Source organism: Ramlibacter agri (assembly GCF_012927085.1).
GTDB classification, from domain to species: domain Bacteria; phylum Pseudomonadota; class Gammaproteobacteria; order Burkholderiales; family Burkholderiaceae_C; genus Ramlibacter; species Ramlibacter agri.
Window position 1 is genome coordinate 974,071 of sequence record NZ_JABBFX010000001.1, and the last position, 14,818, is coordinate 988,888.

Sequence of the window (14,818 nt, forward strand, 5' to 3'; positions counted from 1 at the left end):
GCGTCAGCGCTGCTCGATGTGATCCACCAGCAGGTCCACGTAGTGCGACGTTCCCATCGAGATGCGGATCTTCACCGGCAGGTACTGCAGGCTGGGCGCGAACCAGATGTCGGCGGTGATGTCGCCGCGCGGCTTGTCCAGCGGGCGCGGCTTCAGGTGGTAGGCCTCCACCTCGCCCAGCTGCGGCGTGGTCAGCGTCTCTTTCGCGATCACGTCGTAGACCCAGGTGTCCACGCCGCCCGGCCGGGCCAGCGGCACCGGGATGATCTCGCCGATGGCCAGCGGTACCTGGCCCGCGGCGAAGCGGTGCGCCAGGTCGACGAACTGGCTCACCGTGTCCTGCAGGCCAGGCAGCCGCGGCACCGACTTGCCGTTGTCCAGGGCGACCGAATCGGCGTTCATCTGGATCGCGCGCCGCTTGTTGCCCGGGCGGTATTCCTCGTACGCCTTCGGCCGCAGGCCGACGGGCGTGACGGTGCCCTGGCTCATCATCACGAAGTTGACGAAGTACTTCACGTCCAGGTCCAGCCGCACCTGGTAGTTCTCGCCCTCGCGCTGCCACTGCACATGCGCGCTGCCATACAGCGGCCCGCCGTAGAGGACGCCACCCAGTTCATAGGACAGCCGCGTGTCGCTGGGCCAGTCCGCCTGCGCGGCATAGGGGTTCGCCGGTGGCCCGCTGGCGGCCACCGCTGGTGCGGAAGCCGCGGCAACGGGGGCGGAAGCGGCTGCAACCGGCGAGGACGCGGCCCTGACGGGCGCGGACGCCGCGGGCTCCGCGGCAGCAACTGCGTCCGGTGCCGAAGCCGCGGCCTCCGGCGCGCTCGCTGCCTCCTGCGGCGCCTGCGCGACCTCGGGCTCGGCTTCCGGCACCGGCTTCGGCGCCGACGCGTGCGGCCGCGGCTTGATGATGCGCACCGGCGGCGGCGGCTTGAGCTTGGGCTTCGTTGGCGGCGGGACGGCCTGCGCCACGATCTCCGGCGGCGCTTCGGGCTTGAGCATCCGCGTGTACATCGGCGGCGCCATCGGCTTGATCAGCGCGTCCTGCTCTTCGTAGGCGCGGGCGAACCACTCCAGGCCCACGAGGTGGGCGACGACGACGAGCCCCAGCAGCAGCCAGCGGCTCAGTGTTGCGGGCCGAGCCACGATTGCGCTCGCGCCGCGTCGCGCAGCGCCAGCCGCCAGGTGGTGACGCCGGCCGGCAGGCTCAGCTCCAGCCGCAGCAGGCGCCGGTCGCGCGCGACCAGCGCGGTCACCTTGCGGTGCGAACCCGCGTACATGGTCAGGTCATCCAGCTTGTTCAGCCGCCAGCCGGAGCCGGCCACTTCCACGCCGAGCCACTCGTCGCCGGCCGCGAAGCCCGCCTGTTCCGCCGCGCCGCCGCGCAGCACGTTCTTCAGCGTGATGGCGCCGCCGTTCTCGCTGACGCGCACGCCCAGGCGCTGCTGCAGCTGCGAAGGTTCTTCCAGCACCGCGATGCCGTGCTGCTCCAGCAGCTCCTTCAGCGGCAGCTCGCGCGTGCCGTGCACCCAGTTGGCCAGCTCGCGCGTGAAGGCGCGGCCGCCCAGCTCTTTCAACACCGCGGCGAAATCTGCTTCGGCCATCGGCCCGGCCTTGCAGCGCAGCCACAGCGCGCGCATCACTTCGTCGAGGTTCGTGTGCCCTTCCACGCGCAGCGTCAGGTCGAAGCACAGGGCGACCAGCGCGCCCTTGGTGTAGTAGCTGACGGTGGCGTTGGCGGTGTTCTCGTCCTGCCGGTAGTACTTGACCCAGGCGTCGAAGCTGGCCTGCGCCACCGACTGCACCTCGCGGCCCGGCGTCTGCAGCACCTGGTTGGCCGTCTTCGTGAGCAGCTTCAGGTAGGTCGCGTCGTCGATCAGGCCCGCGCGCTTGAGCAGCAGGTCGTCGTAGTAGCTGGTGAAGCCTTCGAAGAACCACAGCAGCTGCGTGTAGTTCTCCTGCGTGTAGTCGTACTGCGCGAACTCCGCCGGCCGCAGGCGCTTGACGTTCCAGGTGTGGAAGTACTCGTGGCTGATCAGGCCCATCAAGGTCACGTAGCCGTCGGTGAGGCGGCTCTCGCCCACCCGCGGCAGGTCGCGCCGCGACGCGATCAGCGCCGTGGAGTTGCGGTGCTCCAGCCCGCCGTAGCCGTCGTCCACGCAATTGAGCAGGAACAGGTAGCTCTTGAACGGCGGCCGCTTGCGGTCGTGCCAGAAGCGGATCTCCGCCTCGCAGATCTTGTGGATGTCCGCGACCAGCCGCTCGCTGTCGAAGGACTCGGCGGCGCCCGCCACCACCACGCGATGCGGCACGCCGCCGGCGCGGAATTCGGCGCTGAAGAAAGCGCCCATCTCCACCGGGCAGTCGGCCAGGTCGTCGTAGTCGGCGGCGAGATAGGTGCCGAAACCGCGCTTGCCGGTCTTCAGCGGCTCGAGGCCCGTCGCGGCTTCCCAATGCGGGAAGGCGCGCGGCGCCACCAGCTCCAGTTCATGCGGCTCCTGCGCCTGGCCTTGCACGCGCAGGCACAGGCTGGTGCCGTTGAAGAAGCCGCGGCCCTGGTCCAGCCAGGCGGTGCGCACCGAGTTGTCGAAGGCGTAGACCTCGTAACTCAGCACCAGCGGCGTGGACGGCATGCAGTCCACCTGCCAGGTCGCCTTGTCGACCTGGTGGACGGCCACGGCCTTGCCGTCCTGGCGCGCCCCCAGCTTCTGCAGGTGGCGCGCGAACTCGCGCACCAGGTAGCTGCCCGGGATCCATGCCGGCAGCGATACGCGCTGCGCCGCCTGCGGCTGCGCGATGGTCAGCGTGACGTGGAACAGGTGGGCGGCGGGATCGGCCGCCTCGATCCGGTAGTGCGGGCCGGTGCTGCGGGTCGACGCGATCACTTGCTGGCGAGCAGTTTCTCGACGTCGGCCGCGCCGATGGCGCCCGGCACGCGCGTGCCGTCGACGAACACCAGCGTGGGCGTGCCGGTGATCTTGTACTTCTTGCCGAACTCGATGTTGCGCGCCAGCGCGTTCACGTCGCAGCTGGCGTCGGCCTGCTTGGGCGTGTCCTTGCGGATCATCCAGTCCACCCAGGCCTTGCCCTTGTCGCGCGAGCACCAGAGGTTCTTGGACTTCTCGATGGAGTCCGGCCCCAGGATCGGGTACAGGTACATGTAGACCGTGACGTTGTCGACCTTCTGCAGGTCGGCCTCGAAGCGGTGGCAGTAGGGGCAGTTCGGGTCCTCGAACACCGCCAGCTTGCGCTTGCCGTTGCCGCGCACGATGGTGAAGGCGTCCTTCGAGGGCAGCGCGTTGAAGTCGATCGCCAGCAGCTTGTCCTGGCGTTCCTCGGTGAGGTTCTTGCGCGCCTTGGTGTCGATGATCTGGCCGTTGACGAGGTAGTTGCCCTCGGCGTCGGAGTAGAACAGCTCGGTGCCGACGCGCACCTCGTAGAGCCCGCCGATCGGGGTCTTGCGGACCTCGTCGATCTTGCCCATGTTGGGCAGGCGCTCCTCGAGGTTCTTGCGCAGCTGCTGCTCGATGGGCGCCGGCAGCACCTGCGCGGCATTCGCCTTGGTCGGGGCCTGGGCCTGGGCAACGCCGGCGGCCAGGGCCGCAGCCACCAGGGCCGGCACGACAGCGCGGGAGATCGTCTTCATGGTCTTCCTGTTCTCAACAAATTGCTGGCGCCCATGGCCTGGCGCGCCACCCAATGCTTGATCGGGCCGCTGCGGTCGAAACCGCGCATGCCCCAGTTTCGCAGCCACGACCAGGGCTCGGCCGGCTGCGCGAACAACTGTTGCAGTCCATCCGTCGTCAGCCCCATGGCCAGGACGTCGGCCTTGCGCGCACGCTCGTAGCGGCGCAGCAGCTTTTCGTCACCCAGGCCGCGCCAGGACTCGCGCGCGTGCAGCACGCCGGCGAGTTCCTCGGCATCGGCCAGGCCCAGGTTCAGGCCCTGGCCCGCGAGCGGGTGCACGTTGTGCGCCGCGTCGCCGGCCAGCACCCAGCCCGGGCCGCACCAGCGGTCCGCGTTGGCCCGCTGCAGCGGCCAGGCGGCGCGGTCGGTGATGAGCTTGACCGCGCCGGTGGCATCGCCGCAGATGGACTGCAGCCGCGCCTCGAACTCCGGCACGGGCAGCGCCAGCAGCTCCGCCGCGCGCGGCTCCATGACGGACCACACCAGCGCTGCAGAGTTCCCCTGCGAGCCGCCCAAAGGCAGCAGGGCGCAGATTTCGCCTTCGCCAAACCACTGGCGGGCGGCCTGGCCGTGCGGGATTTCGCATTCCAGCCGCGCCGCGATGGCGCGCTGGGCATAGCCGGTGACGTGGAAATCGACGCCGAATTCGGCCCGGGTGGCGCTGGCGCGGCCTTCGCAGACGATGGTGAGGGCGGCCGGCTGCGGCTCCTTCAGCACTTCGACCTGCGGCTGGTAGCGCACGGCTTCGGCCAGGCGGGCCAGCAGCGGCTCCACTTCGACGATCCAGGCCAGCGCCGGCACGCCTTCGCCGGCGGCGGCAAAGTGCACCCGGCCGCCGTCGTCACCCTGGACATCCATGGAGAGGACGGGCGTGGCGTGCTGTTCGTCGGGCCAGGCGCGCAGGCGCGCCAGCAGGTCGCGGCTGGTGGTGTTGAGCGCATAGGCGCGGACGTCGCTGTGGCCGCTGCCGGCCGGCGGCGGCGCTTCGACCAGGCCTACGCGCAGGCGGTCGCGCGCCAGCAGCAGCGCCAGCGTGCGGCCGACGATCCCGGCACCGCGGATACAGACATCGAGAGGGGCGGGCATGGTAGGGGATTGTAGGAGCCGGGCACAATCCCGGCTGGCTTCCCCCATCCCTTCCCGATTTCCGCCGCATGAGCAACATCACTGCCCGCATCGCGCGCCTGTTCGTCTACCCCGTCAAATCCTGTGCCGGCGTCGAGCTGAAGGAGGCGCTGCTGACCGAGACCGGCCTGGACCTGGACCGCGCCTGGATGGTGGTGGACGAGCAGGGCGAATTCGTCAGCCAGCGCGAGCTGCCGCGGATGGCGCTGGTGCGCCCGACGCTGAAGGTGACCGAGGTGGTGCTGCGGGCGCCCGGCATGCTGGCGCTGCACCTGTCCATCGACACGGTCGAAGAGCCGGTGCGGGTGAAGGTGTGGGACGACGAGGTGAGCGCCTTCGACATGGGCGACGTCGCCGCCCAGTGGTTCACCGATTTCCTCGGCCGCAAGCTGCGGCTGGTGCGCTTCGACCCGGAACACCGCCGCCTGTCGAACCAGAAATGGACCGGCGGTGTCGAGGCCCTGAACCAGTTCGCCGACGGCTACCCGCTGCTGGTGACCAGCACGGCGTCGATGGAGCTGCTGAATTCCAAGCTGCCGGCGCCGATTGGCGTGGAGCGTTTCCGGCCGAACATCGTGCTCGATGGCATCGAGGCGCACGACGAGGACCGGCTGGACGAGATCGCCATCACGTCGACCGACGGCCCGGTGGTGCTGAAGCCGGTGAAGCCCTGCGTGCGCTGCACGATTCCCAACGTGGATCCGGCGACGGCGGACGTCGACCCGGTGGTGGGGGACACGCTGCAGGGCTACCGGCGCAACGAGAAGATGGATGGCGGCATCACCTTCGCCATGAATGCGATCGTCCTCGAAGGTTTCGACCGGACGCTGCGCGTCGGCGACGCCGTCAGCGGCGACTTCAAGTTCGATTAACTCACCGCCGACAGCGGCGGCCGGCTGCGCTTCTCGTCGTCCGAAGGCAGGAACAGCGAGGAATCCGCGTGCTCCGGCGTGTCCGGCGCGACGAAGCGGATCGGCCGCCGCGTGCGCGGTGACATGCGCGCAAGCTGGTCGGCCAGCGCCGCCTCCACGTCGCCCGCCTCCGTGGGCCGCTCGCTGAGCAGCAGCGCGGCGATGTGGAACTGCAAGGTGACGTCCGGCTTCAGCCCCGGCAGCGGCATCAGCCCGGCGGCGATCAGGCGCGCGCCGCGGTCGGTGACGGAGGCGCGCGCGGTGGCGCCTTCCAGGATCACCGCGAAGCGCGCTTCGCCCAGCCGCGCCACCGTGTCGACGTCGCGCACCAGCCGGTGCAGCTTGATCACGCTGCGCAGCAGGCTCTGCTCGGCCACCGCGGTGCCGAAGCGATCCTTGATCGGCCCGTGGTTCACCAGGTCGATGAACATCACCGCCGCGCCCTGGCCTTCGCGCTTGTAGCGGGCGATGACCTGCCGCAGGCGGTCCTGGAACAGGTGCGGCGCCAGCAGGCCGGTGAGCGCGTCGTGCGTGGTCAGCGCCTGTTCGCGCACCTGGGCGCTGTGGCGTTCGCGCGAGCGGATGGTCAACGCCACCAGCAGCAGCGGGATCTCCAGGCCCATCGCCAGCACCACGGCGTATTGCGAGCCGGTCGACACCGGCAGCCAGCCAAAGATGCGCATGAAGCTGGCCAGCACCGACAAGGTCATGGGCAGGAAGGCGGCGCAGACCCATTTGCCGACCTCGTCGCCCCGGCGCCAGGCTGCGGCGGCGACCCCGAGCACGCTGAAGGTGGCGATGGCGAGGTAGGCGCCCAGCAGGTGCAGCCCCAGCATCTTGGGCAGCACGGGCGGCGCGGCGATCAGCACGACGCCGATGCCGGCCAGCCCCTTCAGCAGCCGGTCCTGCCCCAGGAAGCGGCGGCGCACGCCGATGAGGTTGCGCACGAACAGCACGGCGGCGACGCCGAAGGCCGCGGCCAGCATCGGCGGCGGCGAGTCGCCCAGCGCGCTGAAGCCGGGCCACAACAGGTGCGCCGCCGCGCCGGTGAAGGCGGCCACGCCGAGGCTGGTCACCAGCGCATAGACGGCGTACCAGCCGAAGATGCGGTCCCGGTAGACCAGGCCGCGCGCCAGGCAGCCGGCCACCAGCAGCAGCAGCGCGCCGAAAGCGGTGCCCAGTGCCAGATATTCGAGCTGGATGTTGCGCGCGTGCACCGCCGAGGTCAGCAGCCGCACCGGAAAGTTGGCGGGCGTGAGGTGCCGGATGCGCACGAAGACGTCGCGCGTCTCCCCGGGCGGCAGGTCCAGCCGGAAGAAGGGATAGCGGCCCGCCTCGGGCCAGCTGTTCACCGCCACGGTGTCGCCCGCCGATTCGCCGGCCCAGCCCTGGGGGCCGCGCTGGTACACGGTGACGAAGTCCAGCACCGGCATCGGGAATTCCAGCACCCATTCCTGCCGGCCTTCCGGCGGGCGCTGCAGCCGCAGGTGCAGCCACAGCGCGCCCTGGTTGCCGAGGTCGTGGATGGCTTCAGGCGGCGGCGCTGCATGGAAGCGAGCCTGGCCGGCGGGGCTGGCGACCTGTTCCAGGGTGGCGCTGCCCGCGGGGTCTTCCCAGGCGCGGGCGAGCGACACGGCGTCGATGGTGCCCAGCGCGTCCTGCAGCACGGCGGGGGCTGGCCCGGCAGCGGGCGCCGGCTCGGCGGCTGCCCCTACACAGCAGACTGCCAACACCCCCGCGCGGAGCGCCGCGACGAACCATCGCATACACTTTCCGGTTCTTTCAACGGGTGCTGACATGAGTTTGAAGTGCGGAATCGTGGGCCTGCCCAACGTGGGCAAGTCCACCTTGTTCAACGCCCTGACCAAGGCGGGAATCGCCGCCGAAAACTATCCTTTCTGCACCATCGAGCCGAACGTCGGCGTGGTGGAGCTCCCGGACCCCCGCCTCGCCGCGCTGGCCGACATCGTCAAGCCTGAACGCATCGTGCCAGCCATTGTCGAGTTTGTCGACATCGCCGGCCTGGTGGCGGGCGCGAGCAAGGGTGAAGGGCTGGGCAACCAGTTCCTGGCGCACATCCGCGAGACGGACGCCACGGTCAACGTGGTGCGCTGCTTCGACGACGAGAACGTGATCCACGTCGCCGGCAAGGTCGACCCCGTGAGCGACATCGAGGTGATCCAGACCGAGCTGTGCCTGGCGGACCTGGGCACGGTGGAAAAGGCCCTGCATCGCCACAACAAGACGGCGCGCTCGGGCGACAAGGAAGCGGCCAAGCTGGTCGCCATCCTCGAGCGCTGCCAGGCCGCGCTGAACGAAGGCCGGCCGGTGCGCGCGCTGGAATTCAGCAAGGAAGACCAGCCGCTCGTGAAGCCGCTGTGCCTGATCACCGCCAAGCCGGCGATGTTCGTGGCGAACGTGGCCGAAGACGGCTTCGACAACAACCCCTACCTCGACCGCCTGCGCGACTACGCGGCGAAGCAGAACGCGCCGGTGGTGGCGATCTGCGCCAAGATGGAAGCCGAGATGGCCGACATGAGCGACGAGGACAAGCAGATGTTCCTGTCGGAGATCGGCCAGGACGAGCCGGGCCTGAACCGCTTGATCCGCGCGGCCTTCAAGCTGCTGGGGCTGCAGACCTACTTCACCGCCGGCGTGAAGGAAGTGCGGGCCTGGACGGTGGCCATCGGCGCGACCGGGCCGCAGGCCGCCGGCGTGATCCACACCGACTTCGAGCGCGGCTACATCCGCGCGCAGACCATCGCCTACGAGGACTACATCGCCTTCAAGGGCGAGCAGGGCGCGAAGGACGCGGGCAAGATGCGCAGCGAAGGCAAGGAATACGTCGTCAAGGATGGCGACGTGATGAACTTCCTGTTCAACGTCTGAGCGGACAGGCGCGTCGCAGGCGCGCAACGCAAGAATCTGTCCCCGCGCAACGTAGTGCGCTGAATCCGCGTGATTCATGCGCACCCGTGTTCCGGCGCTCGCGCTCGCCGCTAGCATCCCCTCCAGCCGGTCCATGCCGGCCCAGAACAACGATCGAGGTGGAGGGGGTTCCCATGGCGAAGCCATTGCCAGGCCGCGCGGTTCGGATTGCTCTTGCCGGCCTCTTGGCCGCCGGCATCATGGCCTGCGCGATGCAGGTGCCGGTCACGCCCGCGCAGTTGCAGCCCTTGGCCAGCGGCGCCGGCGAGGACATGGAACTGGCGCAAGCCACCGAGGTCCGCTTCACCACCGGCTACACCCGCGTGCTCCCGGCCGGCAGCCATTGGCGCGCCGTCGGCACCTTGCCGCAGGGCACCGTGTTCAAGCCGCTCGATACCGTCTTCCAGGTCGAAGGCCGCCAGGTCCACGAAGCCTGGCTGGTGCTGCGCGGCGCGCAGCTGCAAGGCTTCTACCTGCCCGGGGAGTCGCACTTCACGCCGGCCTTGCTGCCAATGAATTTATCCAGAGGAGAGAAACGATGAAGCGTACGTTCCTGAAACTGTGTGTGCTGGCCGCTGCGTCCGCGGTCCTGGCGGGTTGCGCCACCGGCATGAAGCACGAAGAGATGGCTGCGAGCATGCCGAAGCTGAAGGCGGGCGAAGGCCGCGTCTACTTCTTCCGCTCGTCCTCGATGGTGGGCGCGGCGATCCAGCCCGACATCCGCCTGAACGGGCACGTGGTAGGCACGTCCAAGCCGGGCGGCTTCTTCTACGTCGACCGTCCGGCCGGCAACTACGTCGCCAGCGCCAGCACCGAGACGGAGAAGACGCTGTCCTTCACGCTGCAGCCGGGTGAGACCAAGTACGTCCGGTCGTCCATCGGCTTTGGCGTGGTCGCGGGCCGCAATACGCTGGAGCTCGAGACCCACGAGAAGGCGGTGAACGAGCTCAATTCGCTGAGCTACACCGGCACCGTCGCCGGCAAGTAAGCAGCAGCCACAGCGCCGCAGCCAACAAATCACTGCGCGCGCCGCGGCGGGCGTGGATCATCCGAAGCAGATCGCCAGGATGCTCCATGTTCGCCAACTCCCGACTCCTGCGCCGACTGCGGCGCCAGCTGCCCAGCCTCTATGAAGCGGCCATCTTCGCCGCGCTGGCCGCCGCGGCGGTCGCGGCCTGGATGGCGCCGGCCGACGCCGGCGAGCAGGGCGAGCCTCAGTGCGGCCAGATCCAGAGCAGCACGCCGGTCATCGCCAGGTAGCGCAGGAACTTGCCGATGGCCATGTACATCGTGCAGGGCCAGAAGGGCAGCCGCAGCCAGCCGGCCACCGCACACAGCGGGTCGCCCACGATAGGCAGCCAGGCCAGCAGGCAGGCCTTGGGGCCCAGCCGTTCCAGGTAGCCCAGCGCCTTCAGGTGCCAGCGCGAATGGCTGTACTTGTCGGCGATGCGATGCGCGCCGTAGCCCATCCACCAATCGAGCATGCCGCCCAGCGTGTTGCCTACGGTGGCCACGAAGATCGCAGGCCAGAACAGGCTGGGGTTCAACTTCAGCAGGCCGAACAGCGCCGGCTCCGAGCCCACCGGCAGCAGCGTCGCCGAAACGAAGGCGGCGAGGAACAGGGTCGTCAGCCCGTACTCCGGCAGGGCCAGCACGGAGAACAGTGTTTCCATCCAGGAGGGCATTTGCGGGCGGATGTTATCGGAGCGGGCGATGCGATTGCCTTGGTGCACCGCAATTGCAACATTTCAAGCGCTGAAATGCCGCGGGCCTACAATCGTGCCTCTTTTTTTGGCACCCCACCTTTCCGCAGCGCGCATGAACATCGGCCCTTACAGTCTCGCGAACAACGTGTTCGTGGCGCCGATGGCGGGCGTCACGGACCGTCCGTTCCGCCAGCTGTGCCGCGCATTCGGCGCGGGCTACGCGGTGAGCGAGATGGTCACTTCGCGGCGCGAGCTGTGGAACAGCCTGAAGACGTCGCGCCGCGCCAACCACGAAGGTGAGCCCGGCCCGGTGGCCGTGCAGATCGCCGGTACCGAAGCGCAGATGATGGCCGAGGCCGCGGCGTACAACGTCGAGCGCGGCGCGCAGATCATCGACATCAACATGGGCTGCCCGGCCAAGAAGGTCTGCAACAAGTGGGCGGGCTCGGCGCTGATGCAGGACGAGCCGCTCGCGGTGTCCATCGCCGAAGCCGTGGTACGCGCCTGCGAGCCGCATGGCGTGCCCGTGACCTTGAAGATGCGCACCGGCTGGGCCGCTTCGCACCGCAATGCGCTGGTGCTGGCTCGGGCGTTCGAGTCCGTCGGCATCCGCATGCTGACCGTGCATGGCCGCACGCGCGAGCAGGGCTACGGCGGCCACGCCGAATACGAAACGATCGCGGCGGTGAAAGCCGCCGTCGGCATCCCGGTGGTGGCCAATGGCGACGTCACGTCGCCGGAGAAGGCGCGCGACGTGCTGCGGGCCACGGGCGCCGATGCCATCATGGTGGGGCGCGCCGCGCAAGGGCGGCCCTGGATCTTCCGCGAGATCGTGCATTTCCTCGCCACCGGCACCCACCTGGCGCCGCCGCTGGTGGCGGAAGTGCGGCGCGCTCTGCTGGGGCACCTGGAGGACCACTACGCGCTGTATGGCGAATACACCGGCGTGCGCAGCGCGCGCAAGCACATCGGCTGGTACGTCAAGGCCTTGCCCGGGGGCGCCGAATTCCGGGACCGAATGAACAACATCGAAAACAGCGCCGAGCAGTTTGCCGCGGTGGCCGCTTTCTTCGAGGCGCTGGGTACGCGCATGGACCGCCTGCCGGTCCCCTCGACGAGCGAGCAGGCCGGCGCTTTTGCCGAGAGCGACGCATGAGCAAGAAGCACATAGAAGAATGCGTACGGGCCAGCCTGGAGGGCTACTTCCGCGACCTGCGCGGCACCGAGCCCGACGGCATGTACGAAATGCTGGTCAAGGTGGTCGAGAAGCCGCTGCTGGAAGTGGTAATGCAGAAGGCCGAGAACAACCAGTCCCGCGCCGCCGAATGGCTGGGGCTGAACCGCAATACCTTGCGGAAGAAATTGATTGAACATAAGTTGCTGAAATGAACGCCCTCCTCTCCGTCTCCGACAAGACCGGTATCGTCGAACTCGCGCAAGCGTTGCATGCTGCCGGCGTGCGCCTCCTCTCCACCGGCGGCACCGCCAAGCTGCTGGCCGACCAGGGCCTGCCCGTCACCGAAGTGGCGGAGCTCACCGGCTTCCCCGAGATGCTCGACGGCCGCGTGAAGACGCTGCATCCCAAGGTGCATGGCGGCCTGCTGGCGCGGCGCGACCTGCCCGAGCACATGGCGGCCCTGCACCGCCACGCCATCAGCACGATCGACATCCTGGTGGTGAACCTCTATCCCTTCGAGGCAACGGTGGCCAAGGCCGGCGTGACGCTGGAAGACGCCATCGAGAACATCGACATCGGCGGCCCGGCCATGGTGCGCAGCGGCGCCAAGAACTGGAAGGACGTGGCGGTGCTGACCGACGCGTCGCAGTACGAAGGCTTCATCGCCGAACTGAAGGCTGGCGCGGTTTCGCAGAAGACCAAGTTCGCGCTGGCCGTCGCCGCGTTCAACCGCATCAGCAACTACGACGGCGCGATCAGCGACTACCTGTCGTCGCTGCAGGAGGATGGCGCGCGTTCGATGTTCCCGGCGCAGTCCAACGGCCGCTTCGTGAAGATCCAGGACCTGCGCTACGGCGAGAACCCGCACCAGCAGGCCGCGTTCTACCGCGACCTGTATCCGGCGCCCGGCTCGCTGGCCGTCGCGCAGCAGCTGCAGGGCAAGGAGCTTTCGTACAACAACATCGCCGATGCCGACGCGGCGTGGGAATGCGTGAAGAGCTTCGACGCGCCCGCGTGCGTGATCGTGAAGCACGCCAACCCCTGCGGCGTGGCGGTGGGCAAGGACCCGCTGGAAGCCTATTCGAAAGCCTTCCAGACCGACCCGACCTCGGCCTTCGGCGGCATCATCGCCTTCAATCGTCCGGTGGACGGCGCGGCGGCGCAGGCCGTGCGCGGCCAGTTCGTCGAAGTGCTGATGGCCCCGGCCTATTCCGAAGAGGCGCTGCAGGTCTTCAAGGACCGGCCCAACGTGCGCCTGCTGCAGATCGCGCTGCCCCCGGGCGGCGCGACGCCCTGGGACAAGGGCCAGAACTTCATGGACGTGAAGCGCGTCGGCTCCGGCCTGCTGATGCAGACCGCCGACAACCACGAGCTGCAGCTCGCGGACCTGAAGGTGGTGACGAAGAAGCAGCCGACGGCGGAAGAACTGCAGGACCTGCTGTTCGCCTGGAAGGTGGCGAAGTTCGTCAAGTCCAACGCCATCGTCTTCTGCAAGGGCGGCATGACCATGGGCGTGGGCGCGGGCCAGATGAGCCGCCTCGACTCGGCGCGCATCGCCAGCATCAAGGCGCAGCACGCCAAGCTGTCGCTGCAGGGCACGGCCGTCGCCAGCGACGCCTTCTTCCCGTTCCGCGACGGCCTCGACGTGGTGGTGGACGCGGGCGCAACCTGCGTGATCCAGCCGGGTGGCTCGATGCGCGACCCGGAAGTCATAGCCGCCGCCGACGAGCGCGGTGTGGCGATGGTGTTCAGCGGCGTGCGCCACTTCCGGCACTGATTTCCCCGCGTCCTCGCGCGGTGCGCAGCACGCTGCGCACCCTGCATCGCTGATTCCCTCGTCATCCCCGCGGAGGCGGAGACCCAGGGCATTGGCAACAAAAAGCGGCCATCGGCCGCTTTTCGTCCTTAGAGGCTCTTGAAGACCTCGCGCGCCGCCGACACGGTGTCCGCGATGTCCTGATCGCTGTGTGCCGCGCTGACGAACCCGGCTTCATAGAGCGCCGGCGCGATGTACACGCCGCGATCCAGCAGGCCGTGGAACAGCTTGCCGAACTTCGCGCTGTCGCTCTTCATGACCTGCCCGTAGTTCTGCGGCAAGGCGGGAAGCAGGAAGAAGCCGAACATCCCGCCTTCGCAATCCGCCGCGAAAGGCACGCCGGCTTCCGCCGCCGCTGACTCCAGGCCTGCCACCAGCGTCCGGGTGCGCGCGCCCAGCGCCTCATAGAAGCCCGGTTGCGAGATCTCGTGCAAGGTCGCCAGGCCGCAGGCCGTGGCCACCGGGTTGCCGGACAAGGTGCCGGCCTGGTAGACCGGGCCCAGCGGCGCCAGCTTCTCCATCAGCGCGCGCGGGCCGCCGAAAGCCGCCAGCGGCATGCCGCCGCCGATGACCTTTCCGAGCACCGTCATGTCCGGCGCGAAGCCCGGGAGTTGCTTGGCGTACACACTTTGGGCGCCGCCCAGCGCCACCCGGAAGCCGGTCATCACCTCGTCGAAGACCAGCAGCGCCCCATGTTGGGTGCACAGTTCGCGCGCCCGCTGCATGAAAGGCAGGCTGGCGCGGACGAAATTCATGTTGCCGGCGATCGGCTCGATGATCACGCAGGCCAGCTCGTCGCCGAATTCGGCAAAGGCCTCCTCCAGCTGCGTGGCGTTGTTGTATTCGAGGACGTGCGTGTGCTGCACCACCTCGGGCGGCACGCCGGCGCTGGTCGGGTGGCCGAAGGTCGCGAGGCCGGAACCGGCCTTCACCAGCAGCGCGTCGGCGTGGCCGTGGTAGCAGCCCTCGAACTTGATGATGCGGCTGCGGCCGGTGGCGCCGCGCGCCAGGCGGATCGCGCTCATCGCCGCTTCGGTGCCCGAGCTCACCAGGCGCACCATTTCCACCGAGGGCAGCTGCTGCACGATGGCCTCGGCCAGCTCCACTTCGCGCTCGGTCGGCGCGCCGAAGGAGAAGCCTTCGAGGACCGCGCGCTGCACCGCCTCGACGACGCGCGGGTGGCCGTGGCCCAGGATCATCGGGCCCCAGGAGCCGATGTAGTCGATGCAGCGGGCGCCGTTGGCGTCCCAGAACCAGGCGCCTTGCGCGCGCTGCACGAAGCGCGGCGTGCCGCCGACGGCGCGGAAGGCGCGCACCGGCGAGTTCACGCCGCCGGGGATCAGCGCGCGGGCGCGCTCGAAGAGAAGGGAGTTCTTGTCAGTGGCCATGAAGTCGTGACTGTTCAAGTGCCACCGCGGAACCGGCTTTGCCGGGCCGCTGGTGGCGCCCCCTTGAGGGGGAGGCGCCG

Annotated in this window: 15 protein-coding genes; 8 read left to right on the plus strand and 7 right to left on the minus strand. The window is 69.0% G+C overall.

Going from position 1 to position 14,818, the window contains the following annotated elements; translation table 11 throughout:
• Positions 1–3: 3 nt before the first annotated feature.
• The 4 genes from HHL11_RS04680 to HHL11_RS04695 are packed head-to-tail and all read right to left on the minus strand — an operon-like array spanning position 4 to position 4,773.
• Positions 4–1,146: a DUF3108 domain-containing protein gene (locus HHL11_RS04680; RefSeq protein ID WP_169417274.1), complete on the minus strand. Its 1,143-nt coding sequence runs from the start codon at positions 1,144–1,146 to the stop codon at positions 4–6.
• On the minus strand, positions 1,125–2,882 hold the full coding sequence (locus HHL11_RS04685) for a M61 family metallopeptidase (protein WP_169419910.1): 1,758 nt from the start codon (positions 2,880–2,882) through the stop codon (positions 1,125–1,127). The genes HHL11_RS04680 and HHL11_RS04685 overlap by 22 nt, the downstream gene beginning before the upstream one ends.
• A complete protein-coding gene (locus tag HHL11_RS04690; protein WP_169417275.1) occupies positions 2,882–3,646 on the minus strand; it encodes a DsbC family protein in 765 nt (254 codons plus the stop codon). Before HHL11_RS04690 ends, HHL11_RS04685 begins: the two co-directional genes overlap by 1 nt.
• On the minus strand, positions 3,643–4,773 hold the full coding sequence (locus HHL11_RS04695; RefSeq protein ID WP_169417276.1) for an FAD-dependent monooxygenase: 1,131 nt from the start codon (positions 4,771–4,773) through the stop codon (positions 3,643–3,645). The genes HHL11_RS04690 and HHL11_RS04695 overlap by 4 nt, the downstream gene beginning before the upstream one ends.
• Before the next feature lie 68 nt (positions 4,774–4,841).
• Between HHL11_RS04695 and HHL11_RS04700 the strand changes: the two genes are divergently transcribed.
• Entirely contained in the window at positions 4,842–5,684 is an 843-nt protein-coding gene (locus HHL11_RS04700) for an MOSC domain-containing protein (RefSeq protein WP_169417277.1), read from the plus strand.
• Here the strand turns inward: HHL11_RS04700 and HHL11_RS04705 are convergent.
• Positions 5,681–7,390, minus strand: a complete 1,710-nt coding sequence (locus tag HHL11_RS04705; RefSeq protein WP_169417278.1) for a 7TM diverse intracellular signaling domain-containing protein — start codon at positions 7,388–7,390, stop codon at positions 5,681–5,683. The two genes, HHL11_RS04700 and HHL11_RS04705, sit on opposite strands and share 4 nt — an antisense overlap.
• 130 nt (positions 7,391–7,520) lie before the next feature.
• Here HHL11_RS04705 and ychF point away from each other — a divergent pair, with 130 nt between their 5' ends.
• From ychF to HHL11_RS04725, 4 genes are all read left to right on the plus strand, one after another.
• Positions 7,521–8,612 (plus strand): redox-regulated ATPase YchF, encoded by a 1,092-nt coding sequence (ychF, locus tag HHL11_RS04710; protein WP_169417279.1) that lies wholly within the window; start codon positions 7,521–7,523, stop codon positions 8,610–8,612.
• A 173-nt stretch (positions 8,613–8,785) separates the two neighbouring features.
• On the plus strand, positions 8,786–9,193 hold the full coding sequence (locus HHL11_RS04715) for a hypothetical protein (protein WP_169417280.1): 408 nt from the start codon (positions 8,786–8,788) through the stop codon (positions 9,191–9,193).
• Positions 9,190–9,639, plus strand: a complete 450-nt coding sequence (locus HHL11_RS04720; RefSeq protein ID WP_169417281.1) for a DUF2846 domain-containing protein — start codon at positions 9,190–9,192, stop codon at positions 9,637–9,639. The genes HHL11_RS04715 and HHL11_RS04720 overlap by 4 nt, the downstream gene beginning before the upstream one ends.
• An 86-nt stretch (positions 9,640–9,725) precedes the next feature.
• Positions 9,726–9,911 carry a hypothetical protein gene (locus HHL11_RS04725; protein ID WP_169417282.1) on the plus strand — a complete coding sequence of 62 codons (186 nt, stop codon included), beginning with the start codon at positions 9,726–9,728 and terminating at the stop codon, positions 9,909–9,911.
• Here the strand turns inward: HHL11_RS04725 and HHL11_RS04730 are convergent.
• Positions 9,866–10,336, minus strand: coding sequence for a YqaA family protein (locus tag HHL11_RS04730; protein ID WP_169417283.1), 471 nt, complete (start codon positions 10,334–10,336; stop codon positions 9,866–9,868). The two genes, HHL11_RS04725 and HHL11_RS04730, sit on opposite strands and share 46 nt — an antisense overlap.
• 133 nt (positions 10,337–10,469) lie before the next feature.
• Between HHL11_RS04730 and dusB the strand changes: the two genes are divergently transcribed.
• From dusB to purH, 3 genes are read left to right on the plus strand one after another with little or no spacing between them, the layout of a single operon-like run.
• Positions 10,470–11,513 (plus strand): tRNA dihydrouridine synthase DusB, encoded by a 1,044-nt coding sequence (dusB, locus tag HHL11_RS04735; RefSeq protein ID WP_169417284.1) that lies wholly within the window; start codon positions 10,470–10,472, stop codon positions 11,511–11,513.
• The gene (locus HHL11_RS04740) at positions 11,510–11,746 is read left to right on the plus strand and encodes a Fis family transcriptional regulator (RefSeq protein WP_169417285.1); all 237 of its coding nucleotides are present in this window, start codon (positions 11,510–11,512) and stop codon (positions 11,744–11,746) included. The genes dusB and HHL11_RS04740 overlap by 4 nt, the downstream gene beginning before the upstream one ends.
• Positions 11,743–13,311 carry a bifunctional phosphoribosylaminoimidazolecarboxamide formyltransferase/IMP cyclohydrolase gene (gene purH, locus HHL11_RS04745; protein WP_169417286.1) on the plus strand — a complete coding sequence of 523 codons (1,569 nt, stop codon included), beginning with the start codon at positions 11,743–11,745 and terminating at the stop codon, positions 13,309–13,311. Before HHL11_RS04740 ends, purH begins: the two co-directional genes overlap by 4 nt.
• Before the next feature lie 128 nt (positions 13,312–13,439).
• Here the strand turns inward: purH and hemL are convergent, their stop codons facing one another.
• Positions 13,440–14,738: a glutamate-1-semialdehyde 2,1-aminomutase gene (gene hemL, locus HHL11_RS04750; protein ID WP_169417287.1), complete on the minus strand. Its 1,299-nt coding sequence runs from the start codon at positions 14,736–14,738 to the stop codon at positions 13,440–13,442.
• Positions 14,739–14,818 lie beyond the last annotated feature (80 nt).